The sequence below is a fragment of the Stenotrophomonas sp. TWI587 genome (assembly GCF_039674145.1).
In the GTDB taxonomy this organism is placed as follows: domain Bacteria; phylum Pseudomonadota; class Gammaproteobacteria; order Xanthomonadales; family Xanthomonadaceae; genus Stenotrophomonas; species Stenotrophomonas maltophilia_AY.
Map to the genome: position 1 here is coordinate 47,734 of NZ_JBDJMW010000013.1, position 23,938 is coordinate 71,671.

Here is a 23,938-nt window from a genome sequence, read left to right on the forward strand (position 1 = left end):
GCCGAAGCCGGGGTTTTTTGATCTCGGCGTATCAGTGATCAGCCGCCGCGCGGGCCGCCACCACGGTGACTGCCGCCGCCGGGACCACGGCTGCCACCCGGGCGACCGCCCGGACCGCCGGGACCACGACCACCGGGGCCGCCCGGGCCGCGGTTGCCGCCCGGGCCACCGGGACCGCGGTTGCCACCGGGACCGCCAGGGCCGCGCGCGTTCGCGCCACCAGGACCACGGGCACCGGGGCCACCTGGGCCGCGATTGCCACCCGGACCACCCGGGCCGCGGTTACCCGCCGGACGCGCGCTGCCGTACGGGCTGGCGCCCGGATTGGCGTGATCGGACGGGAAGCTCGGGGCATTGCCCGGATGGCCGTACGGATGACGGGACGGACCCTGGCCCCCCTGGGCACCGCGGTTGCCACCGCCGCCCGGACCGGCCGGACGGCCCTGGCCGCCGTAGCCGCCACGGCTTTCGCCACCGCCGGCATAACCGCCACGACCTTCAGCGCCGCCGCCGTAGCTGCCGCGACCCGGGCCGCCTGCGCCACCCGGACCCTTCGGCTTGCCGTACGGACGGCCCTGGCCACCGGCGCCTGCGCCGGCACCCGGACCCCGCGCGCCGGGGCCGCGGGCTGCGCCCGGGCCGGCATTGCGGTGGCCGCTCGGGCCGGTGCTGACACCGTCCGGCACGTACCAGCTGCGGAACGCGGCCGGGTTGCCTTCCGGAAGTGCCCGGTTGCCCTTGTCCGGGCGCGCCTTGAACGGGCGCTGCGACTGCTTGGCGGCCGCTTCGCCGCTGACCGTCAGGCCACCCTTGAAGCCGCCACCCTTGCCACCGCGGCCACGGCCGCGCTCTTCGCGCACGTTGTCGAAACGGCGCAGTTCGCGGCCTTCATCGGCCGAATTGTGGCCGTTGACGTAGGCATTGCCACGGCCGCCCTCGCGCGAGACGCGCACGGTGGTCTTGGCGGCGCGGCGCTGGCCGATCACCGGCTGCAGGGTCAGCGCCGACGGGGCGCCTTCTTCCAGCTTCAGTTCGGCGCGCAGCGCTTCAACCTGCTTGGCCGGCAGTTCGACCGACTGACCGCGCAGCAGTTCGCGCGGCAGGCTGACCTTGCCGTAGCGGGTGCGCTTGAGGCGGCTGACCTGGCAGCCCTGCGATTCCCACAGGCGGCGCACTTCGCGGTTGCGGCCTTCCTTGACGACCACGCGGAACCAGTCGTGCGAATCGGTGCCGCCGATGCGTTCGATCTCGTCGAACTTGGCCGGGCCGTCTTCCAGCGCCACGCCACGGGCGAGGCGGTCGACGATGTTGTCGGGCACCTTCTCTTCGCCTTCCGGGGCGCGCACGCGCACCACGTACTCGCGCTCGACCTCGTAGGAGGGGTGCATCATCGCGTTGGCCAGCTCACCGTCGGTGGTCGCCAGCAGCAGGCCGGTGGTGTTGATGTCCAGGCGGCCGATCGCGATCCAGCGCGCGCCCTTGAGGGCAGGCAGCGCTTCGAACACGGTCGGGCGACCTTCGGGATCTTCGCGCGTGGTCACTTCGCCTTCGGGCTTGTTGTAGGCCAGCACGCGGGACGTTTCGGTCAGCGCGGTGGCGACGAAGCCACGGCCGTCCAGTTCGACTTTGTCGCCGCTCTTGATCGACTGGCCGGTCTGCGCGACCTCACCGTTGACCTTGACCAGGCCATCGGCGATGCGCTGTTCCAGCGCGCGGCGCGAACCCAGGCCGGCCTGGGCCAGCACTTTGTGCAGACGCTCTTCGAGCTTGGGCTGTTCGGAGGCGGTTTCGCGCTTGAGCGAAAGCTTGTTCAACGACGGCTTGCGGGGGGTGTCACTCATTTACTTGGCTCCGGCCGGCAACGGGTGCGTCGGCCTCTGGTTCGGGATCGGCTTCGTCAACAGCCACGGTCGTCTTCGCGACGGCGTTGTTTCCGGTTTCGTTCTGGGGCGCCGCGCGCTCTCCCGGCGCGGTATCGGGTTCGCCATCGCTGGCGGTCGTATCCGCGTCGTCGTCGGCGAGCGACAACGGCGCATGGGATGGGGTATCGAAGGTCTCCGCGTCGGCGGAGGCCCCACTATTGTCCGGATCGGCCGGCGGCTCCGCCAGTCGGGCCGAGGCCAGCGCCACGCGGGCTGCCAACCGGGCCGCGGCAGGGTCCACCGGCTCGGCCGGATCGGCCGGCGGGGTCGTGTCGTCGTTGGCGGCGTCACTGTCCAGCTCGGCATCCGGTGTCGCAGCGCCCGCGGCCAGGCGTCCGGCCGGTTGGCCTTCGCGGTCCAGCGGCAGCTGCGGCTCCAGCTCACCCAGGTCGCGCAGCTCGGACAGCGGCGGCAACTCGTCCAGGCGCTTGAGCCCGAAGTAATCCAGGAAGCCCTTGGTGGTGCCGAACAGCGCCGGCTTGCCGGGCACGTCGCGGTGGCCGATCACGCGGATCCATTCGCGCTCTTCCAGGGCCTGGATGATGTTGCTGCTGACCGCCACGCCGCGGACCTGTTCGATCTCGCCGCGGGTGATCGGCTGGCGGTAGGCGATCAGGGCCAGGGTTTCCAGCGTGGCGCGGGTATAGCGCGTCTTGCGCTCGGTCCACAGCCGGGTGATGTAGCCATGCACTTCATTGGTGACCTGGAAGCGGAAGCCGGAGGCCACCTCGACCAGTTCGACGCCGCGGTCCTGGCAGCCCTCGCGCAGCAGTTCCAGCGCGCGTTCGATGCTGCCCGGCGGTGCCGGTTCCTCTTCCGGGAACAGGCCCTGCAGCTGCGCCAGGGTCAGCGGCTGGCTGGAGGCCAGCAGCGCCCCTTCGACAATACGGTTGATCAGTGCTTGATCCATGCGTGGGTCGGGTGCTCAGTCGGATTCGTTGGCGGCGTCGGCGTCGTCGAACTCGCTGTTGAACTGCAGCGGTTCGTTGGTGTTGCCAGCAGCCAGGGACTTGACGTAGATCGGCGCCAGCGGAGCTTCCTGGACGATGTCCAGCAGCTGTTCCTTGGCCAGTTCCAGCAGGGCCAGGAAGGTGACCAGCACCCCCAGCTTGCCTTCTTCGGCAGTGAACAGCGTTTCAAACCGGTAGAACCGGCCATCTTCCAGACGGCCCAGCACGTCGCCCATCCGTTGGCGCACGCTCAGCGCCTCGCGTTTGATCGCGTGGCCGGTGAACAGCTCGGCGCGCTTGAGCACGTCGTGCAGTGCCATCAGCATTTCCTTCAGATCCACCGGCGGCGGCAGTTTGACGGCCGCGCGATCGGGAACGAAGGCATGTGCCAGGCTGGTGTCGCGATCCTGGCGGGGCAGGGCGTCGATATCTTCGGCGGCCTGCTTGAAACGTTCGTACTCCTGCAGCCGGCGCACCAGCTCCGCACGCGGGTCGGCTTCCTCGCCTTCTACGCTGGGCGGACGCGGCAGCAGCATCCGTGATTTCACTTCGGCCAGGATCGCCGCCATCACCAGGTATTCGGCCGCCAGTTCGAAGCGCAGCTCCTGCATGACGTTGATGTATTCCACGTACTGGCGGGTGATCTCGGCGACCGGGATATCCAGGATGTCCAGGTTCTGCCGGCGGATCAGGTACAGCAGCAGATCCAGCGGACCCTCGAAGGCATCCAGGATGACTTCCAGCGCGTCCGGCGGAATGTACAGGTCCTGCGGAATCTGCAGGACCGGTTGTCCATGCACCACGGCCAGCGGCATTTCCTGCTGCTGTGGGGCGGGCACTCGGGTTGGCGGGTTCGCGTCGAGCGCGAGTTCGGCAGTCATCAAATAGACGTCAGTATTGCAACGGACCGGTCGCCGCACCATGCGAGCGTCCGGAACAGGGCCGGGCGGCAGGATGGCAAGCCATGACACGCCTGGGTCGGCGCGATTCCACACTTCAAACAGCAAGGCGCGCCGCGACGGGCAGCGACAGAACTACGGGGAGGTCGTCTACGTGTGCTGGTGTGGGGCAGTGGATCGGTCGTCGGCTGGCGGTGGAGCCGGTTGCCGACGGGGCGCTGCGTCCAGCCACGTGCAATGGAGCTAAGACTACGGGGTTGCCGCGCCAGTGTCCAGCCAGCCCCGCTAGAATGCCCGGGATTGATTCAACAAGACCTCGGAGTTGCCCGTGTGGTATGTGATTGAAGGCTATGACGGTACGGATGTGCTGGCCGCCCGTCTGGCGTCGCGCCCGGCCCATCTGGCCCGGCTGCAGGCGCTGCAGGACGAAGGTCGGCTGCTGCTGGCCGGCCCGTGCCCGGCCATCGACAGCGAAGATCCCGGCCCGGCCGGCTTCAGCGGCAGCGTGGTGATTGCCGCGTTCGATTCGCTCACCCACGCCCAGGACTGGGCCGCCGCCGATCCTTATGTGGAGGCGGGCGTCTATGTGCGCGTCCAGGTGCGTCCGTTCCGCAAGGTCCTGCCATGAACCGGGTCGAGCGCATCCGCGAGGCCCTGCAGCAGGCGCTGGATCCGGAGCTGCTGGAGGTCAAGGACGACAGTCATCGGCATGCTGGCCATGAGGGCGCGCGCGATGGTCGGGGGCATTTCAAGGTGCACGTGGTCAGCGCAGCGTTCGAAGGAAAGCTCCCGTTGGCGCGCCATCGGGCCGTCTATGCGGCCTTGGGCACCATGATGGAGACCGATATCCACGCATTGTCCATTCGTGCCGAGACACCGGTCAAAAACCGCTGAAACCCTTGTCCCGCCTTGTCCTGGTCAGTCCCCCGAGGGGCAGCCATGGACAGCTTTTGGTTACCGCCGTACGACATGAGGCTAACGTAGTGTTTACATCCGGGTTTGAAAACGCTTACATTCCGCGCCAAGCCCAGATCTCTAAGCCGTGGAGGGCGGCGAAGTGAACAAGGCAGCGATCACTATCAAAGATGTCGCCCGTGAAGCCCGTGTCTCTGTTGCCACGGTCTCGCGCGCACTCAATGGCCATGAAAATGTTGCCGAGCCCGTGCGCAAGCTGGTGCTGGAGGTGGCGGCGCGTCTGCGCTACACCCCGCACGCAGCGGCCCGGAGCCTGAGCAGCCGACGGACCAACACGATTGGCGTGGTGTTGCCCGATCTCTATGGCGAATTCTTCTCCGAACTGATGCGTGGCATCGATGGGGTGGCCCGCGAGCGTCGCCAGCATCTGCTCGTGTCCAGTTACCACGGTGACCAGGAGCAGCAGGGCGCGGCCCTGCGTGCCATGCGCGGTCGTGTCGATGGGTTGCTGGTGCTCTCGCCGTATGCCGAGAGCCCGGGCTTCCTGACCGACAACCTGCCGCAGTCGTTGCCGACGGTGCTGATCAATACCTATCTGCCCGAGCAGGATCATCCGGTGCTGAGCATCGATGACCATGCCGGTGCGATGACCATGACCCGCCACCTGCTGGACGTGGGGCATCGGCGCATCGCCTTCATTTCCGGTCCGGACCTCAACTACGACGCCCGTGAGCGCCTGCGCGGTTTCCGCGATGCGCTGGCGGACTTCGGCGATGCTGCCGAAGGGATCGAGTTGCCCGGTGACTTTGACGAAGCTTCCGGCCATCGCGCCGGACAGGAGTTGCTGGCAGCCGGCACGCTGCCCGATGCGGTGTTCGCCGCCAACGACATGATGGCGCTGGGGTGTCTGTATGCGTTCGCGCAGGCAGGTATCCGGGTGCCGCTGGATGTCGCGTTGGCGGGTTTCGATGACATTCCGCTGGCGCGTTTCGTTCACCCATCGTTGACAACGATGCAGGTGAGTATCGCCGACCTCGGCGATAAGGCCGCGACGCGCCTGTTGCAGTTGATGGATGGCAACAACACAGAAGGGGCTGGCGACAAGCAGACGCTCGTGCCGACCCTGATCGTGCGTGATTCGAGCAAAGCCAGACCCGAGCAGTAGGTCACGACCGTTGGTCGTGACGCCCTAAAAAACGCACCACATAAAACGACAGGGGCCGCAAAGACGGCCACCACCACCCGGAGAGTTACATGACGTATTCCAATCACCGCAATCGCGCGCCCGCACGCAGCCTGTTGGCCAGCGCGCTGGTCACCTGCCTGATGCTGGGCGCCGCCCCGAGCGTGATGGCGCAGTCGGCCACCTCGTCGCTGCGCGGCCAGGTCGCCGATACCGCCGCCGGCACCGAGGTCACCGCGACCAACGTGGCCAGCGGTACCGTGCGCCGCGCCACCACCCGTGCCGATGGCAGCTACTCGCTGATGGGCCTGGATCCGGGCACCTACGATGTCGTGGCCAACGGCCAGACCCAGAAGGTGACGGTCACCGTGGCCTCGGCCGCGACCCTGAACTTCAGCGGCGCGCCGGCCAACGGCAGCACCGCCAACGCCACCAACCTGGACACGGTCAACGTGGTTGCACCGACCCTGCTGCAGGAAGTGCGTACCTCCGAAGTGGGCAAGACCGTCAGCCTGCAGCAGATCCAGACCACGCCGCAGGTGTCGCGCAACTTCCTGGAGTTCGCCGACGCGGTGCCGGGCCTGATCTTCACCCGTGATGCCAAGGGCAACACCTCGCTGCGTGGCGGTGCCACCAACTCCGACGGCACCAACGTCTACATCGACGGCGTGGGCCAGAAGAGCTACGTCAAGGGCGGCGGCGTGGCCGGCCAGTCCGGCAGCGCCGGCAACCCGTTCCCGCAGCTGGCGATCGGCGAGTACAAGGTCATCAGCGGCAACTACAAGGCCGAGTACGGCCAGGTGTCCAGCGCGGCCGTGACCGCGGCCACCAAGTCCGGTACCAACGAGTTCAAGGGTGAAACCTTCTACCGTTACACCAACGAGGACATGCGCGCCAAGACCCCGGCCGAGCGTCAGGCTGGCCAGACCAAAGAGGCATCGGCCGAGAAGGAATACGGGTTTGCATTGGGTGGCCCGATCATCCAGGACAAGGCCCACTTCTTCGTGACCTACGAAGCCAAGCGCTTCGACCTGCCGGTCACCATCGCGCCCGACGGCGCGGTCGGCCGTGCTGCCGCACTGCTGCCGCCGGAAGGCGCCGCCGGCCTCGGCCCGGCCAGCCAGCCGTTCCAGCAGGACCTGATCTTCGCCAAAGTCGACTTCGAGCCGACCGACAACGATCGCATCGAGCTGACCTTCCAGGACCGCGATGAAACCCAGTCGCAGTTCAGCGGCCAGACCGCGCCGGAAGCCGGCCGCGAAGTGGTCAACACCGACCGTCGTTACGCCCTGCGCTGGAACCACAGCGGCGAGCGTTACTACAACGAACTGATGGTCACCCACGAAGATTCGTTCAACAACCCGACCCCGCTGACCCTGGCCAACGGCATCACCTACACCGCACCGGACGGCACCGAAGACCGCACCGTGGTGAAGATCGGTGGCGCATCGGCACTGGATTCGCAGGTGAAGGGCCAGAAGGGCTGGTCGATCGAAGACAACCTGACCCTGGACGGCATCCAGTGGGCCGGCGATCACACCATCAAGATGGGCGCCAAGTACAAGCAGATCGACCTGTACGCATCCGATGCGGCGCAGATCAATCCGACCTTCACCTACAGCCTGGGTGATCCGGACTTCCCGTCTTCCATCCCGTACAAGGCGCAGTTCGTCAAGCCGGTGACCGGCGTGTCGGGCGTGTCGGGCGAAGTGCGCTCGAAGTCCAAGCAGATCGGCCTGTTCATCCAGGACGACTGGCAGGTCAACGACCATCTGCAGCTGAACCTCGGCCTGCGTTGGGACTACGAGAAGACCCCGTCCTACCTGGACTTCGTGACCCCGCAGCAGGTGGTCGACGCGATCTACTCGCAGGATCCGCGTGCGGCCGCTGGCCAGACCTACGCCGATTCGCTGGCGCTGGGTGGCCTGAACATCGGCGATTACATCAGCACTGGCCGCAACCGCAAGGCGTTCAAGGATGCCTGGCAGCCGCGCCTGGGCTTCTCGTATGACATCAACGCCGACGAGCAGCACGTGTTCCACGGTGGTGCCGGCCGTTCGTACGATCGCGATCTGTTCGACAACCTGCAGCTGGAAACCACCAAGCTGGCCCTGCCGCAGCCGACCATCTACTTCCGCAATCCGTCGACCGGTACCTGCATCAACGGTCAGGCCGCCTGCTACGACTGGAACCCGAACCTGCTCAACGGGATCGGCAACCTGCAGACCCTGGTCGGTTCGACCAGCAATGCCGGTCTGGAAGTCGACCTGCTGAACAACAACCTCAAGGTGCCGTACTCGGATCAGTTCAGCTTCGGCATGAGCAACCAGGTGGGTGAGTGGCTGACCGATGCCACCATCTCCCGCACCCTGAGCTACGACGGCTTCGCCTTCACCCTGGGCAACCGTTACCCGACCGGCCAGTTCTTCGATGATCCGCGCCTGTGCGGTGGCACCGACCCGGGCCTGAGCCAGGCCTGGAGCTGCAACGTGCCGGGCTTCGGCAGCCTGATCATCGGCCAGCAGGGCATCAAGACCCGTGCGACCCAGGTCCTGCTGTCGGCGCAGAAGCCGTTCACCCAGGAAAGCGGCTGGGGCACTTCGGTGGCCTACACCTGGACCACCGCGCGCCACAACCGCGACATCAACGAGAAGTACGCGTTCGACCGCGGCCTGATCGAAGACTACCCGACCATCCGTTCCAACGGCGCGCCGCGCCACCGCCTGGTGGTCACCGGTTCGTACGCGGGCTTCTGGGGCATCACCTTCGGTGGCAAGGTCACCCTGGCCACCCCGACCGCCGTCAACGACTGGTACCCGGTGCCGCAGGCCAGTGGCTTCGACCTGCCGACCCCGCAGGCGGCTGTGCCCAATGCCAATGGCAAGTTCCTGCTGGGTGGCAAGATCTTCGGCTACCGTTCGGTCGATCTGCAGGCGACGAAGACGTTCAAGATGGCGGGCGATACCGAGCTGTACGCGCGTCTGGACATCATCAACGTCTTCAACTTCGACAACTTCGCCACGTACAACTACGTCAAGAGCAACGGCAAGCTGCAGGCCAGCTACAACGAGACCGGCGATATCGTCGGTACGCCGCGCCAGGTGAAGGCCGAAGTCGGCTTCCGCTTCTGATGCAGCACACGGCCCCGTCTTCGGATGGGGCTGGTTTCACGGCAATGGCTGGCCTTCGGGCCAGTCCATTGTCCAGGCCGCTGCCACGGAGGGTGGCAGCGGCCTGGGCAATGACCCGCGGCTTTGGACCACGCCTGCGTGGTTTTTTTTAGGCCGCGTTCTGTAAACGATTTCAGGTCATTGGACGTTATGCTTCCCAGTCACGAACAACGCACAAGGAGTTGGCCCATGCAGGCACGCCACCTGTTGACCGCTGCGACGATCAGTCTCGTCGCCGTTGCCTGCCAGCCGCAGGCCCAGCAGGAGCCCGCCAAGCCCAAGCCGCCGGTGATCCTGGTCGAGGCGGACGTACCGCCGCGGCCGATGAAGCCGGAGCTGCCGCCGCTGTTCGATGATATCGAGCGCCGCACCTTCCAGTTCTTCTGGGATACCACCAATGAGGTCAACGGGCTCAGCCCGGACCGTTACCCGTCGCGTCCGTTCGCCAGCATCGCCTCGGTGGGTTACGCACTGACGGCGTATCCGATCGGCATCGAGAACGGCTGGGTCAGCCGCAACCAGGCGATCGACCGCACCCTGCTGACGCTGAAGTTCTTCCGTGATCTGCCGATGGGCCCGCAGCGCACCGGCAAGGGCGGTTACAAGGGCTTCTACTACCATTTCCTGGACATGCAGGAAGGCCGTCGTTACGACAGCTGGGTGGAACTGTCCAGCGTGGACACCGCCCTGTTGATGATGGGCGTGCTGTTCGCGCAGTCCTATTACGACGGTGACGACGCGCGCGAAAAAGAAATCCGCGAGATCGCCGATACGCTCTACAAGCGCGTGGACTGGCCGTGGCTGCAGCAGCGTGCGCCGCTGATCTCGATGGGCTGGTTCCCGGAGAGCGGCTTCATCGACCATGACTGGATGGGCTACAACGAAGCGATGATGGTCTACATCCTCGCGCTCGGCTCGCCGACCCACCCGGTCAGTCCGGATGCCTGGACGGTCTGGACGCGTACCTACGACAACGACTGGGGCGTGTACCAGGGCCAGGAATACCTGTCCTTCGGCCCGCTGTTCGGCCACCAGTACACGCATGTGTGGGTGGACTTCCGCGACATCCAGGATGCCTACATGCGCGAGCGGGGCAGCACCTACTTCCTCAACAGCCGGTCGGCCGCCCTGGCGCAGCGCGAATACGCGATCGCCAACCCGATGAACTGGAAGGATTACGGACAGAACGTCTGGGGCCTGACCGCCAGCGACGGCCCGCAGAACACCACGCAGGAATACCGGGGCGAGCAGCGCCAGTTCCGCCATTACTCCTCGCGTGGCGCCGGTCTGCGCGAGAACTTCGATGACGGCACCATCGCGCCGACCGCGGCGATCTCCTCGATCGTGTTCGCACCGGAAGAAGTCATCCCGGCCACTGAGGAGATGCACAAGCGCTACGGCGATTACATCTATTCCAGCTACGGCTTCCTGGACTCGTTCAACCCGAGCTTCAACTACGACATCCCGATCAAGACCGGCCGCCTGGTTCCGGATCGCGGCTGGGTGGCCAGCGATTACATCGGTATCGATCAGGGCCCGATCCTGACCATGATCGCCAACTACCGCAATGATTTCGTCTGGGATGTGATGAAGAAGAATCCGCATATCCGCAAGGGCCTGGAACGCGCCGGCTTCACCGGTGGCTGGCTGACGCCGGAAGGCGAGGATCAGCCGATGGAACTGCAGAAAGATGAAAAGGCGGCCTCGGCCCGCTCGGTCGGCATCGCCGAATCGCGTGCGGCCGCGGCGCAGGAACAGAAAAACAATTCCAATTCGAACCGCAACCAGCAGCAGGGGAAGTAAGCAGTGCCATCGTCGTCGCGCCCGAAGCTGGGGTTGAGTCTGTTGCTGCTGATTGCCGGCAGCCTGTTGTTGAGTGCCTGCCGGAAAGAACCGGAAGGGGTCACCGTGCGTTTCTGGGCAATGGGCCGCGAGGCCGAAGTGGTCACCGGCCTGGTGCGTGAGTTCGAGGCGGAAAATCCCGGCATCCATGTCGATGTGCAGAACATCCCGTGGACGGCCGCGCATGAAAAGCTGCTGACCGCGTTCGCCGCCGAAGGGCTGCCGGACGTGTGCCAGCTGGGCAATACGTGGATCCCCGAGTTCGCCGAACTCAACACCCTGACCCCGCTGCAGCCCTACGTGGCGCAGTCCAAGGTGGTGGACCCGGCCGATTATTTCCAGGGCATCTGGGATACCAACGTGATCCACGGCGAGCTGGTCGGCGTGCCGTGGTACGTGGATACGCGCCTGCTGTATTACCGCAAGGACATGCTGGCCAAGGCCGGTTACGACCATCCGCCCCGCACCTGGGACGAGTGGAACGAGATGATGGCGGCGATCAAGACGATGCAGGGCCCCAACCGCTACGCGGTGCTGATGCCGATCAATGAATTCGAGCAGCAGCTGTCCTTTGCGCTGCAGCAGCCCGATCCGCTGCTGCGCGATGAAGACACCCGGGGCAACTTCAGCAGCCCGGGCTTCCGCAAGACGCTGGGCTTCTACGAGAACATGTTCGCGCAGGGCTGGGCCCCGCGCATGTCCGAGACGCAGATCTCCAACGTCTGGGACGAGTTCTTCCGTGGCTTCAACGTGTTCTACGTGTCCGGCCCCTGGAATATCCGCGAGTTCAAGAAGCTGCAGCCCAAGGCGCTGGAAGGGCAGTGGGGTACGGCCGCGTTGCCGGGCCCTGATGGCCCGGGTGCGGGCATCGCCGGCGGGACCAGCCTGGTGATCTTCCGTGATTCGAAGCAGAAAGAAGCCTCGTGGAAGCTGATCGAGTTCCTGTCGCGTCCGGCGATCCAGGAACGCTTCCATTCCATCATCGGCGACCTGCCGCCGCGCCGCAGCACCTGGGAATATCCCTCGCTGGCCAACGACCCATTGGCGCAGCCGTTCCGCGACCAGCTCGAGCGGGTCAAGCCGACCCCGAAGGTGCTGGAGTGGGAACGGATCGCCCAGGAAATGCGGATCACCACCGAACAGGTGGTGCGTGGTGGCCTGGACCAGGATCAAGCAGTGAAAGAGCTGGACGAACGCGTGGACAAGGTCCTCGCCAAACGCCGATGGATGCATGAGCAGCACCGGCAGGAATCCTCGGGGGCGAGCGACACGGCGCACTCCAGTGCCGTGGCCACGGAGGTGGCACCATGAAGCAGCGTTCGCTTGCCGGCTGGATGTTCGCCGGCCCGGCCATCCTGGTCATCGCGGTGTTCTTCGGCCTGCCGGTGTTCTCGGCGCTGGCGCTGAGCATCACCGATTTCGATCTGTACGCACTGGCAGACGGTGACAACCTGCGTTTCGTCGGGCTGGGCAACTACATTGACCTGCTGCAGACCCCGATGTTCTGGAAGTCGCTGTGGAACACCACGTACTTCGTGATAGTCGGCGTGCCGCTGTCGATCGCGGTGTCACTGGGTGCGGCGATCCTGCTCAACGCCCCGGCCGCGCGCTTCAAAGCGCTGTTCCGTACCGCGCTGTTCGCGCCGGTGGTGACCACCCTGGTGGCGGTGGCGGTGATCTGGCGTTACCTGTTCCATACCAGCTACGGCCTGGTGAACTACGGCCTGGGTCATCTGGGCATCAGTCCGATCGACTGGCTGGGCGATCCGAACTGGGCGATGCCGACCATCATGCTGTTCGCAGTGTGGAAGAACTTTGGCTACAACATGGTCATCTTCCTGGCCGGCCTGCAGGCGATCCCGCATGACCTGTATGAGGCCGCCCGCATCGATGGCGCCTCGCGCTGGAAGCAGTTCCTGCACATCACCCTGCCGATGCTCGGCCCGGTGCTGCTGGTGGTGGGCGTGATTACCGTGTCCGGCTACTTCCAGCTGTTCGCAGAGCCTTACGTGATGACGCGTGGCGACCCACTGCAGAGCACCGTCAGCGTGCTGTATTTCATGTTTGAAGAAGGCTTCAAGTGGTGGAACCTGGGTCGCGCCTCCGCGGTGGCGTTCCTGCTGTTCCTGATCATCCTGGGCGTGACCAGCGTCATGCTGCGTTTCGGCCGCAAGAGGCAGTTGGTATGAGTCGTGAAATCGGTCAATCGCGCTGGCATGCCTGGTGGGTCAACGGCGGCCTGCTGGTGCTCGCCGTCCTGAGCCTGGCGCCGTTGTTGTGGATGGTGTCGGTGTCGTTCATGCCGACCGGCGAGGCGGCGCATTTCCCGCCGCCGCTGCTGCCGTCCTCGCTGACCACCGCGAACTACCATGAGTTGTTCGCGCGCACCGGCATGGCCAACAACTTCGTCAACAGCCTGATGGTGTCGCTGGCGATCACCTTCGGCTCGCTGCTGCTCAACACCATGGCCGGCTATGCCTTTGCCAAGCTGCGCTTCGCCGGCCGCGAGCGCATCTTCCAGCTGCTGCTGGCCGCGCTGGTGATCCCGGCGCAGGTGGCGATGCTGCCGCTGTTCCTGCTGATGAAGCAGCTGGGCCTGGTCAACAACTTCGGCGGCGTGATCGTGCCGGCGCTGGCCACCGTGTTCGGCATCTTCCTGGTGCGCCAGTACGCCCGTTCGATTCCGGACGAGCTGCTTGAGGCAGCCCGCATCGACGGGGCAGGGGAACTGCGGATCTTCTTCCAGATCGTGCTGCCGATGCTCAAGCCGGTGCTGGTGACCCTGTCGATCTTCACCTTCATGGCCGCCTGGAACGATTTCATGTGGCCCTTGATCGTGTTGACCGATCAGGAGCACTACACTCTCCCGGTGGCCCTGGCCACGCTCTCGCGCGAGCACATCATGGACGTTGAAATGATGATGGCCGGCGCGGTGGTCACGGTGGTTCCGGTGCTGCTGCTGTTCCTGGCATTGCAGCGTTATTACATCCAAGGTCTGTTGCTGGGGAGTGTCAAAGGGTGAAGCATGCCGTCGTCGCGGTGGGTCTGGGTCTGGTCTGGTCACTGGCGGCCTCGGCCGCACCGCCGGCGACGCCGGTGTTGCCCGCACCCAGGGTGCTGGACAGCTTCGATGACATGACCCCGTGGAAGCTGGTCGTCTCCGATCAGGTCAGCGGCTCGCTGCGCAGCGTGGCCGGTAGTGGCGGTGGCCGCGCGCTGTGTGTGGATTACGACTTCCACAACGTGTCCGGCTACGTCGGCATCCGCCGCGAACTGGGCATCCAGTACCCGGAGAATTACCAGTTCGGCTTCCAGCTGCGCGGTGATTCGCCGGGCAACGATCTGCAGTTCAAGCTGATCGATGCCAGCGGCGACAACGTGTGGTGGGTCAACCGCCCCGGTTATGCCTTCCCCAAGGCCTGGACGTCTGTGCAGTACCGCAAGCGCCAGATCGACAAGGCCTGGGGCCCGGAGACCGACAAGACGCTCAAGCGCAGCGCCGCCGTGGAATTCACGATCTACAGCAAGGTCGGCGGCAAGGGCACGGTCTGTTTCGACCGGCTCACGCTGCAGGGCCTGCCCGCCGCTGACACCTCTTCGCTGAGCCCGTCGGTGATCGCCGATACCGCCACCGCGCTGCAGAACCGCATCGTCGATGGCAAACCGGATACGGTCTGGATCAGTGGCGGCGTGGCCGAGCAGACCATCAGCCTGGACCTGCACAAGGTGCGCGAGTTTGGCGGCGCGGTGATCGAATGGCTGCCCGGGCTGGAGGCCACGCGTTACGTGGTGCGTTCGTCGGCCGACGGCCGCACCTGGAACACGCTGCGCGAGGTGACCGCCGGCGGAGGTGCCCGTGACTGGCTGGCCCTGCCCGATACGGAAGCGCGCTACCTGCGCTTCGACCTCAAGGGCGGCCCGAGCTGGCGCTACGGTATCCGTGACATCACGCTCAAGCCGCTCGAGTTCGCCGCGACTCCGAATGATTTCGTCCGTTCGGTCGGCGCGGATCTGCCGCGCGGCTCGGTGCCGCGTGGCTTCACCGGCGAGCAGCCATACTGGACACTGTTGGGTCTGGATGGCGGCCGTGAGCAGGCCCTGATCGGTGAGGATGGCGCGCTGGAAGTGGCCAAGGCGAGCTTCAGCGTGGAGCCGTTCGTGCTGGTCGACAACAAGCTGCTGAGCTGGGCAGATGTCAAAACCAGCCAATCGCTGCAGGACGATTACCTGCCGATCGCCAACGTCGGCTGGACCCACGACAAGGCCGGCCTGCAGGTGACCGGCTTCGTGCAGGGCACGCCGGACAACGCGCAGCTGGTCGGGCGCTATACCCTGCGCAACCCGGACAAGGTCGCCCATGAGTACACCCTGGCCCTGGCCGTGCGCCCGTGGCAGGTGAATCCGCCGACCCAGTTCCTCAATACCGTCGGTGGTGTAAGCCGGATCGACAACCTGTCGGTTGACCCCACCCACGTCGACGTCAACGGCACGCCGCGCCTCTACCCCGCGCAGGCGCCGGATGCGGCGTTTGCCACGGCGTTCGACAGCAAGCTGGATGTGGTCCACCTGGCCAGCGGCAAGCTGCCGGGCACCACTGAAGTGAAGGACAGCACCGGGCTGGCCTCCGGTGCGCTCCTGTACCGCTGGAAGCTGGAGCCGGGCCAGAGCCGTGAGGTGGCCATCGTGCTGCCACAGACCGGTACCTGGACCATGCCCAAGGCCTTCGATGCGGCCAAGGCGCAACAGCAGGTCGCCTCGATGTGGCGGACCAAGCTGGACCAGGTGACACTGCAGGTGCCCGCGGCCGGCAAGCCGCTGGCCGATACGCTGCGCACTGCGCTGGCGCACATGTTGATCTCGCGCATCGGCCCCAGCCTGCAACCGGGCACACGCTCGTACTCGCGCAGCTGGATCCGCGATGGCGCGATGATTTCCGAAGGGCTGCTGCGCATGGGCCGCAGCGATGCGGTGCGCCAGTACGTCAACTGGTATGCGCCGTACCAGTTCGACAACGGCAAGGTGCCGTGCTGCGTGGATTCGCGTGGCAGCGACCCGGTGCCGGAGAACGACAGCCACGGCGAGCTGATCTTCAACATCGCCGAGTACTGGCGCTACACCGGTGACACCACCTTCCTGGAGGTGATGTGGCCGCACGTGCAGGGTGCCTACCAGTACATGGAGCAGCTGCGCCTGAGCGAGCGCACCGAAGACAACCGCGCGCGCAACCCCGCCTTCTACGGAATGATGCCGGTCTCGATCAGCCACGAGGGCTATTCGGCCAAGCCGATGCATTCGTACTGGGACAACTTCTGGGCGCTGCGTGGCTACAAGGACGCGGCGATCATCGCCAGCACGCTCGGCAAGGCCGAGGCGATGCAGATCAGCGAGTCACGCGATCAGTTCCGTGACGACCTGCAGGCGTCGCTGCTGGCCGCGACCGCGCAGCACAAGATCGACTATCTGCCTGGTTCGGCCGAGCTGGGCGATTTCGATGCCACCTCGACCACCATCGCACTGGCCCCGGCCGGTGAGCAGGGCCGCCTGCCGCAGCCGTACTTGAACAACACCTTCGAGCGCTACTGGAGCGAGTTCGAAGCGCGCCGCGACGGCAAGCGCGAGTGGAAGGACTACACCCCGTACGAGTGGCGCAACGTGGCTGCGTTCGTGCGGCTGGGCTGGCGTGACCGTGCCTGGCAGGCGACCGAGTTCTTCTTCAAGGATCGCGCACCGCAGCCCTGGAACCAGTGGGCTGAAGTCGTCTCGCGCACGCCGCGCAAACCGTTCTTCCTGGGTGATCTGCCGCACGCGTGGGTAGCCTCGGATTTCGTCCGTTCGGCGTTGGACATGTTCGCCTACAGCCGCGACATCGACGACAGCCTGGTGCTGGCTGCCGGCGTACCGTCGCGCTGGCTGGAAGGCAAGGGCGTCGGCGTGCAGGGCCTGCGCACCCCGAACGGCCAGCTCAACTACGCGCTGATCCGCAACGACAAGCAGCTCACCCTGACCGTGTCGGCCGGTTTGATTCCGCCGGCCGGCGGCGTGGTGCTGCCGTGGCCGTACAGCGGCGAACCGGGCGCCACCACCGTCAATGGTGAGCCGGCGGAGTGGGTGGGCGGCGAGCTGCGCGTGATGCAGGTGCCGGCCAAGGTCGAGATCGAGATTCCGGCCTCGGTACGCCGGGCCGAACGCAAGGCACCGTAATGCGGCAGATGACGAAGATGATGCGCGGCCTGCTGGCCGCGGCGCTGGCATTGGCGCCGCTGGTAGCGCTCGCGCAGGGCGATGGGGCGGGGCAGGAGATGACCATGGTCACCTTCAACCTGCACCATGACCGCGAAGACTGGCCGGCCCGGCGCAAGGTGATCCTGCGCGAGCTGCAGGCACTCAAGCCCGACGCGATCGCCCTGCAGGAAGTGATCCAGAAGCCCCACGTGCGCAACCAGGCCGCCTGGCTGGCGCGCAAGCTGGGCTATGAGTATCAGTTCGTCTCCACCGATCCGCCGGGCCGTTTCAAGCGCTATGGCAATGCGCTGCTGACCCGCCGGCCGGTACTGTCGCGCAACGATCACCTGCTGGCACCGCTGGGGGACTACCGCACCGTGGCGCATCTGCGCATCGATGTGGACGGCCGCCCGGTCAATGTCTACGCCACCCACTTGAACGAGCGCTCGGACGAGGCCGGCAGCCGCATCCGCAGTGAGCAGGTGGCGGATCTGTTGACGTTCATTGCCCGGACCGCGGCGGATGCGCCGGTAGTGGTGGCGGGTGACTTCAATGCGCTGGTGGATGCCGGTGACCTGAGCGAGCTGCGCAATCACTACGGCGACAGCTACGGCAGCGTGCACGTAAACAACGAGCTGGCCCAGGTCAGTACATTGAACCGGCATTACTACGACGCACCTTCGCGCATCGACCATATCTTCTTCCAGCAGGATCGACTGCTTGCCCGTGAGGCGAAGATCCTGTTCGACCAGCCGTACGCCGACGGCCGCTGGGCTTCGGATCATTACGGCGTGTGGACCCGGCTGCAGTTCGCCCCGGGTACCGGCAACGCTGGCGCGACGACGCCCTGAGGCGCGCGCCGCGTCGTCGGTGATGGTGTAGCGCGCTACCGGCTGCCTCCACGCATGGCGTGGGTCTACCCTTTGCATCCGCTGGCCCGTGTAGATCCACGCCATGCGTGGATTGCTCTCAGTGCCGCCCTCATGACCACCTGACGCACGCCGCTGCCTGCGCCTTCCAACCCTCCAAACGCAGACAGCGGCCCGAAGGCCGCTGTCTGTTTGTTGCGTCACTCACTCAGGATCAGAGCGTGTCTTTCTTTTCCTGGTCAGCCTTGTCGCCTTCCTCGGCCTGCGGGGCATCGGTCGGGATGTCCTCGCGGGCTTCGGCCTGCGCGGCCTGTTCGGCGGCGTTGGTCGCGGCCGGGGTTTCGCTGGCGGCCGAACCGAACAGCTGACCGTTGTGCACGACCGGGCCGGCCGGGGCCGATTCGGTGCGGGCTTGCGGGGCTGCCGGCTGTGCCGGGGCCTGGGTCGCATCAACGGCATCCAGCATGCTGGTCTGCACCGGTGCGACGGTCGGCTCCTTCACTTCCTGCGGGGCGGTCTCAACGACCGGAACCGCCGGAGCAGCCACTGGGGCCGGAGCGGTCGGCGCCGGAGCAGCGACCGGAGCCGGAGCTGCCGGAGCCACGACCGGAGCAGGGACTGCCGGAGCAGTGACCGGAGCCGGAGCTGCCGGAGCCGCGACCGGAGCCGGAGCTGCCGGAGCAGCGACCGGGGCAGGAGCCACCGGAGCGGCGACCGGAGCCGGAGCAACCGGAGCAGCGACCGGAGCCGGGGCAACCGGAGCAGCGACCGGGGCAGGAGCCACCGGAGCCGCGGCCGGAGCCGGCTTCGGGCTTTCCACGAACGGCACCGGGTCGTTGTAGGAGGCCGGGGCCTTCTCAGCGACCGGCTCGACGGCCGGGGCAGCCGCCTTCTCAACGACCGGGGTCGGGGCCCTCTCGGCCGCCGGTGCAGCCACCGGGGCCGGGGTCGGCTCCGCATGGCCGGCGGTCACGACCGGGCTGCTCACCACGGCAACCGGAGCGGCAGCAGCGACAGCGGCGACCGGGGCCGGGCGCGGGGCCTGGACCGGTGCGGGGGCAGCGGCCGGCGCGTTGCCGGATTCGTCGTCGAACTCGAACTCCGGCTGCGGCTGACCATGGTTGGCGACCTGGCGCTCGGCCGGGGCAGCGTTGCCGCCGTCCTGATCGCCGTCCTGGTCGTCGCCCTCGTCATCCAGACCGTTGTCATCACCATTCAGGCCATCGCTGCCGGCAGCCTGCTCACCATTGCCACGACGACGACGACGGCCGCCGCGACGACCGCGACGACGGCGCGAAGCGCCTTCGCCGGTACCGTCTTCAGCATTTGCCGGCGCGTCACCCTGTTCGGTGGCGTCGGTGTCGCTCAGCTGTGCATCCTCGGCCGGGGCGGCCTTGGCCGTTTCCTGGACGTGGGCAGCCGGTGCGGCGGCATCGGTGGCTACCACGGCAGCCGCGGCGATCACGGCGGCGTCGGCAGCGACCGGTGCAGCGGTGGTCGGCTTCGGTGCATCGGTCTGCGGCTGGCGCGCGGGCTTCTCGCTCACGGCCGGCTTGTCGCCGTCGTTCTGCTGCGGCTTGGCCTGGCCGTTCTGGCCCTGCTTCTGCTTCAGCTTCGGCTGCTGCTGGTCATTGCGCGATTCATTGCGTGGCTTGGCCGGCTGCTGCTCGTTGCGCGGCTTGCCCTGGCCGGGTGCCTGCACCTGTGCTGCATTGCCATTGGCCGGTGCGGCGGTGTCCTGGCGGCGCTCGTCACGACGCTCACCCTTCGGGCCGCGTTCGCCACGCTCACCACGGTCCTTGCCACGGCCCTGCGCCTGCGCATTGCCGTTGCCACCACGCTCGCCACGCTCATCGCGGCGGCCGTTGCGGTCCTTGCCGTTGCGGTCCTTGTTGCGACCATTGCGGTTGCCATCCTGGGCCGAGCGGTTGCTCGGCTGCGGTGCGGCGGCCGGGGCAGGTTCGCCACCGAAGATGCGCTTGAGCCAACCCACCACGCCGGTTGCGGCCGGGGCGGCAACGGGGGCGGCGACCGGCGCCGGTGCGGCTTCCGGTTCCGGCGCTTCGCGCACCGGGGCCGGCTGGCTGTGCTTGACCTGGGTGACCACCGGGGCGACCGGGATGTTCAACTGGGCCTTGGTCAGCGCATGCACCGGCAGCTTGCGCGGGGTGCCGCGCTGGTAGCTCGGCTTGCCGCTTTCTTCGCCCAGCTCGTTCTCACGCAGGCGGGTCACTTCGTAGTGCGGGGTGTGCAGCTGCTCGTCGGCGACGATCACGATCGGCGCGTCATGACGCTGTTCGATCTCGCGCAGCGCGCTGCGCTTTTCGTTGAGCAGGTAATTGGCGATCTCGACCGGGGCCTGGACCAGCACCTGCCCGGTGTTCTCCTTCATCGCATGCTCCTCAGCCACGCGGATGATGGACAGCGACAGCGACTCGACGCTGCGCATGCGGCCATGGCCGTCGCAACGCGGGCAGACGATCTGGCTGGATTCGCCCAGGCTCGGACGCAGGCGCTGGCGGCTCATTTCCATCAGGCCGAAGCGCGAGATGCGACCCAGCTGCACGCGCGCGCGGTCGTACTTGAGCGCGTTCTGCAGGCGGTTCTCGACTTCGCGCTGGTGCTTGTTGGAGGCCATGTCGATGAAATCGATGACCACCAGGCCACCCAGATCGCGCAGGCGCAGCTGGCGGGCCACTTCTTCGGCCGCTTCCAGATTGGTCTGGAACGCGGTGTCCTCGATGTCGCTGCCCTTGGTGGCGCGCGAGGAGTTGACGTCGATGGCGGTCAGCGCTTCGGTCTGGTCGACCACGATCGAGCCGCCCGACGGCAGGCGGACATTGCGTTCATACGCGCCTTCGATCTGCGATTCGATCTGGAAGCGGTTGAACAGCGGAATGTCGTCCTTGTAATGCTTGAGCTTGCGCAGGGTCTGCGGCATCACCTGCTGCATGAACTCCTGGGCGGTCTCGTACAGCTCTTCGGTGTCCACCAGGATCTCGCCGACATCGGCGCGCAGGTAGTCACGCAGGGCACGCACGATCAGGCGCGATTCCTGGTAGATCAGGAACGAGGCCGGCTTGGTCAGCGCCGCTTCGGCGATCGACTTCCAGACCTGCAGCAGGTAATCCAGATCCCACTGCAGCTCTTCGGCATCGCGGCCGACGCCGGCGGTGCGGATGATCACGCCCATGTCGTCAGGGATGTTCAGCTTGTCCAGGGCTTCCTTCAGCGCGGCGCGGTCTTCGCCCTCGATGCGACGCGAGACGCCACCGGCGCTCGGCGAGTTCGGCATCAGGACCATGTAGCGGCCGGCCAGCGAGATGAACGTGGTCAGGGCAGCGCCCTTGTTGCCGCGCTCTTCCTTGTCCACCTGGACCACGACTTCCTGGCCCTCACGCAGCAGCTCGCGGATGCCGGCCTTGTTGTGGTCGACGCCAGCCTGGAAGTAATCGCGGGAGATTTCCTTCAGCGGCAGGAAGCCATGGCGCTCGCCGCCGTATTCGACGAAAGCGGCCTCCAGCGAAGGCTCAAGGCGCGTGATGCGGCCCTTGTAGATGTTCGACTTCTTCTGTTCCTTGGACGGCTGTTCGATGTCGATGTCGTACAGCGTCTGGCCATCCACGATGGCTACCCGCAGCTCTTCAGCCTGCGTGGCATTGATCAGCATTCGCTTCATTCTTGCGTTCCTCGCGCGCTGCTACCGCGCGGAACGCCATGGGGTTTCGCTTCTGGTCACGCTTCACCGCCCATCGCGCATGCGCGGGGAGGGCGGTTTGGGTTTCCAGCGCTACAACACCACGGCAGGCCGCGGGAGCGCTTCATTTGTTTTGGTTTGGGTGTAACGGGGCCGGAGGCAGCTTTCAGCCAGGCTGGAGCGCCACAGGGACATGTTCAGCGCGAATGCGTGTCAGACATCCGGCGATGGCCGGGACCGCCGGTGAGCCGCTAACATGGCCGCCCCGGGGGCGGTGGCTGCGCACTGTGCCGGAATCGCGGGAAGTCGGGCTTCTGGCCCAGAGCAACTTCCAACGAAATCAATCCCTTATCTCGCCCGCCGAGTGTAACAGAATAAAAGGCCAATGACCGTTACCGAGCCCACCCCCAAAGCCGCTGAAGCCATGACCAGCGTACGTATCATCACTGTCCCGGCCGACCGCGCCGGGCAACGCCTGGACAACTTCCTGCTCGGCCAGCTCAAGGGTGCACCGCGCAGCCTGATCTACAAGCTCGTCCGCAGTGGCCAGGTCCGCGTCAACGGCGGCCGCGCCAAGGCCGAGCGCAAGCTCGAAGGCGGCGACGAAGTGCGGGTTCCGCCCGTCCGTCTCAACGAAGAGGGCGACAAGGCCGGTCCGCCCCCGGCGTTCATGAAACGGCTGGAAGATGCCATCGTGTTCGAAGACGATCGGCTGCTGGCGCTGAATAAACCGTCAGGCGTGGCCAGCCACGGCGGCAGCGGCATCAGCTTCGGCGCGATCGAAACGCTGCGTGCCCTGCGTCCGGGCAAGACCCTGGAGCTGGTGCATCGGTTGGACCGGGACACCTCCGGCCTGCTGATCGTGGCCAAGAAGCGCTCGGCCCTGAGCGAGCTGCAGGCACTGTTGCGTGAAGATCACGGCGCCGGCATCCGCAAGCGCTACCTGACCCTGCTGGCCGGCCGCATGCCCGATGGCACCATGACCGTGGACGCCCCGCTTCACGTGGGCCTGCGCCAGGGTGGCGAGCGGCATGTGCAGGTCAATCCGATCGGCAAAGAGTCGATCAGCCACTTCAACGTGCTGGAGCGCAAGGGCGGGCATTCGTACTGCGAAGTGCGCATCGAGACCGGCCGCACCCACCAGATCCGCGTGCATGCCCAGCATCTGGGGCATCCGGTTGCCGGTGACGACAAGTACGGCGATCCGGACGTCAACAAGCGGCTTCGTGAGCAGATCGGCCTGAAACGTCTGTTCCTGCACGCGGCCTCGCTGGAGTTCGCGCTGGACGCGGGCAAGACGCCATACCTGATCAATGCACCGCTGGCCGAGGAGCTGGTCGAGGTGTTGAACCGACTCAAATAGAGCCGACAAGGCTTGGCGGCCTGGCGTTATCGGGGTAGAGCCCGGGCCGTCACCACTTGAACAGCACCAGGCTGATCGCCAGGCTGCCCATGCCGGCCACCAGGCCATACACGGTCTCGTGGCCCTTGGCGTAGCGCTTGGCCGCTGGCAGCAGTTCGTCCAGGGCCAGGAACACCATCACCCCGGAAATGATGCCGAACACCCAGCCGAAGGTGGCGTGGTTGAGCACCCCTGACAGGGCGACATACCCGATCGCCGCGCCGATCGGTTCGGCCAGGCCCGACAGCAGACTCGCGCCGAATGCGTAGAACTTGTTCTGCGTGGCGAAATACACCGGGACCGCGATCGCGATGCCCTCGGGGATGTTGTGGATGGCGATGGCGAAGGCCAGCGGCATGCCCACCGACGGACTTTCCAGCGTGGCGAAGAACGTCGCCAGACCCTCGGGGAAGTTGTGTGCGGTAATCGCCACCGCGGTCAGCAGGCCGACCCGCTTGATGTAGGCCTTGTTGTTGTCGCGGAACAGCGGGTCCTGCTTGTCCAGGCTTTCGTGCGGGTTCGGGATCAGATGGTCGATCACCACGATCAGCAGCACGCCGACCAGGAAGGCAGCGGTGCCATACGCGAAGCCCAGCCGGGCGTCGTAGGCCTGGGTGAATGAGTCGATCGCCTTGTTGAGGATCTCGGTCAGCGAGACGAAGACCATCGCGCCACCGGCAAAGGCCAGGCCGAACGCCAGCAGGCGCGGGTTGGGCCGACGCGAGAACAGCACCATCAGGCTGCCCAGCGCGGTAGCCAGGCCGGCGGCCAACGTGACCGCCAGGGCGATCCATACGTTTTCACTGGAAATATCAGGCATCCGCCAACGCGTCCTTGTAGAAGTGCAGCGCGCCCCGGGCTTTGGCA

General features: G+C 66.2%; 16 protein-coding genes. 11 read left to right on the forward strand and 5 right to left on the reverse strand.

What is annotated here, in order from left to right; genetic code table 11:
* Positions 1 to 38: 38 nt before the first annotated feature.
* Genes ABE464_RS17585 through ABE464_RS17595 form a run of 3 tightly spaced genes read right to left on the reverse strand, consistent with a single transcriptional unit; the run spans position 39 to position 3,879 of the window.
* Entirely contained in the window at positions 39 to 1,841 is a 1,803-nt protein-coding gene (locus ABE464_RS17585) for a pseudouridine synthase (RefSeq protein ID WP_346472984.1), read from the reverse strand.
* Positions 1,834 to 2,832, reverse strand: coding sequence for an SMC-Scp complex subunit ScpB (gene scpB / locus ABE464_RS17590; RefSeq protein ID WP_346472985.1), 999 nt, complete (start codon positions 2,830 to 2,832; stop codon positions 1,834 to 1,836). The genes ABE464_RS17585 and scpB overlap by 8 nt, the downstream gene beginning before the upstream one ends.
* 15 nt (positions 2,833 to 2,847) lie before the next feature.
* Positions 2,848 to 3,879, reverse strand: coding sequence for a ScpA family protein (locus ABE464_RS17595; protein ID WP_346472986.1), 1,032 nt, complete (start codon positions 3,877 to 3,879; stop codon positions 2,848 to 2,850).
* A gap of 220 nt (positions 3,880 to 4,099) precedes the next feature.
* Here ABE464_RS17595 and ABE464_RS17600 point away from each other — a divergent pair, with 220 nt between their 5' ends.
* The 10 genes from ABE464_RS17600 (at position 4,100) to ABE464_RS17645 (ending at position 17,954) form a co-directional block, all read left to right on the forward strand.
* On the forward strand, positions 4,100 to 4,399 hold the full coding sequence (locus tag ABE464_RS17600; RefSeq protein ID WP_019182875.1) for a YciI family protein: 300 nt from the start codon (positions 4,100 to 4,102) through the stop codon (positions 4,397 to 4,399).
* Entirely contained in the window at positions 4,396 to 4,665 is a 270-nt protein-coding gene (locus ABE464_RS17605; protein WP_070470362.1) for a BolA family protein, read from the forward strand. Before ABE464_RS17600 ends, ABE464_RS17605 begins: the two co-directional genes overlap by 4 nt.
* Positions 4,666 to 4,813: 148 nt before the next feature.
* Positions 4,814 to 5,851, forward strand: coding sequence for a LacI family DNA-binding transcriptional regulator (locus ABE464_RS17610; RefSeq protein WP_346472987.1), 1,038 nt, complete (start codon positions 4,814 to 4,816; stop codon positions 5,849 to 5,851).
* Positions 5,852 to 5,940: 89 nt separating this feature from the next.
* Positions 5,941 to 9,000 carry a TonB-dependent receptor gene (locus ABE464_RS17615; protein WP_346472988.1) on the forward strand — a complete coding sequence of 1,020 codons (3,060 nt, stop codon included), beginning with the start codon at positions 5,941 to 5,943 and terminating at the stop codon, positions 8,998 to 9,000.
* Positions 9,001 to 9,228: 228 nt separating this feature from the next.
* Positions 9,229 to 10,842: a glucoamylase family protein gene (locus ABE464_RS17620; protein WP_346472989.1), complete on the forward strand. Its 1,614-nt coding sequence runs from the start codon at positions 9,229 to 9,231 to the stop codon at positions 10,840 to 10,842.
* A gap of 27 nt (positions 10,843 to 10,869) precedes the next feature.
* The gene (locus tag ABE464_RS17625) at positions 10,870 to 12,192 is read left to right on the forward strand and encodes a sugar ABC transporter substrate-binding protein (protein WP_346473010.1); all 1,323 of its coding nucleotides are present in this window, start codon (positions 10,870 to 10,872) and stop codon (positions 12,190 to 12,192) included.
* Entirely contained in the window at positions 12,189 to 13,070 is an 882-nt protein-coding gene (locus tag ABE464_RS17630) for a sugar ABC transporter permease (protein ID WP_346472990.1), read from the forward strand. The genes ABE464_RS17625 and ABE464_RS17630 overlap by 4 nt, the downstream gene beginning before the upstream one ends.
* A complete protein-coding gene (locus tag ABE464_RS17635) occupies positions 13,067 to 13,903 on the forward strand; it encodes a carbohydrate ABC transporter permease (protein WP_346472991.1) in 837 nt (278 codons plus the stop codon). The genes ABE464_RS17630 and ABE464_RS17635 overlap by 4 nt, the downstream gene beginning before the upstream one ends.
* Positions 13,900 to 17,082 (forward strand): discoidin domain-containing protein, encoded by a 3,183-nt coding sequence (locus ABE464_RS17640; RefSeq protein WP_346472992.1) that lies wholly within the window; start codon positions 13,900 to 13,902, stop codon positions 17,080 to 17,082. Before ABE464_RS17635 ends, ABE464_RS17640 begins: the two co-directional genes overlap by 4 nt.
* Positions 17,082 to 17,954: an endonuclease/exonuclease/phosphatase family protein gene (locus ABE464_RS17645; RefSeq protein WP_346472993.1), complete on the forward strand. Its 873-nt coding sequence runs from the start codon at positions 17,082 to 17,084 to the stop codon at positions 17,952 to 17,954. Before ABE464_RS17640 ends, ABE464_RS17645 begins: the two co-directional genes overlap by 1 nt.
* A gap of 232 nt (positions 17,955 to 18,186) precedes the next feature.
* On the opposite strand, the gene ABE464_RS17650 is transcribed toward ABE464_RS17645, so the two are convergent.
* Positions 18,187 to 21,651: an Rne/Rng family ribonuclease gene (locus ABE464_RS17650; protein ID WP_346472994.1), complete on the reverse strand. Its 3,465-nt coding sequence runs from the start codon at positions 21,649 to 21,651 to the stop codon at positions 18,187 to 18,189.
* Between the two features lie 442 nt (positions 21,652 to 22,093).
* Here ABE464_RS17650 and ABE464_RS17655 point away from each other — a divergent pair, with 442 nt between their 5' ends.
* The gene (locus ABE464_RS17655) at positions 22,094 to 23,032 is read left to right on the forward strand and encodes an RluA family pseudouridine synthase (protein WP_346472995.1); all 939 of its coding nucleotides are present in this window, start codon (positions 22,094 to 22,096) and stop codon (positions 23,030 to 23,032) included.
* 49 nt (positions 23,033 to 23,081) lie between these two features.
* Here ABE464_RS17655 and zupT read toward each other — a convergent pair whose 3' ends face one another.
* Entirely contained in the window at positions 23,082 to 23,891 is an 810-nt protein-coding gene (gene zupT / locus ABE464_RS17660) for a zinc transporter ZupT (RefSeq protein WP_019182887.1), read from the reverse strand.
* Positions 23,892 to 23,938: the final 47 nt, after the last annotated feature.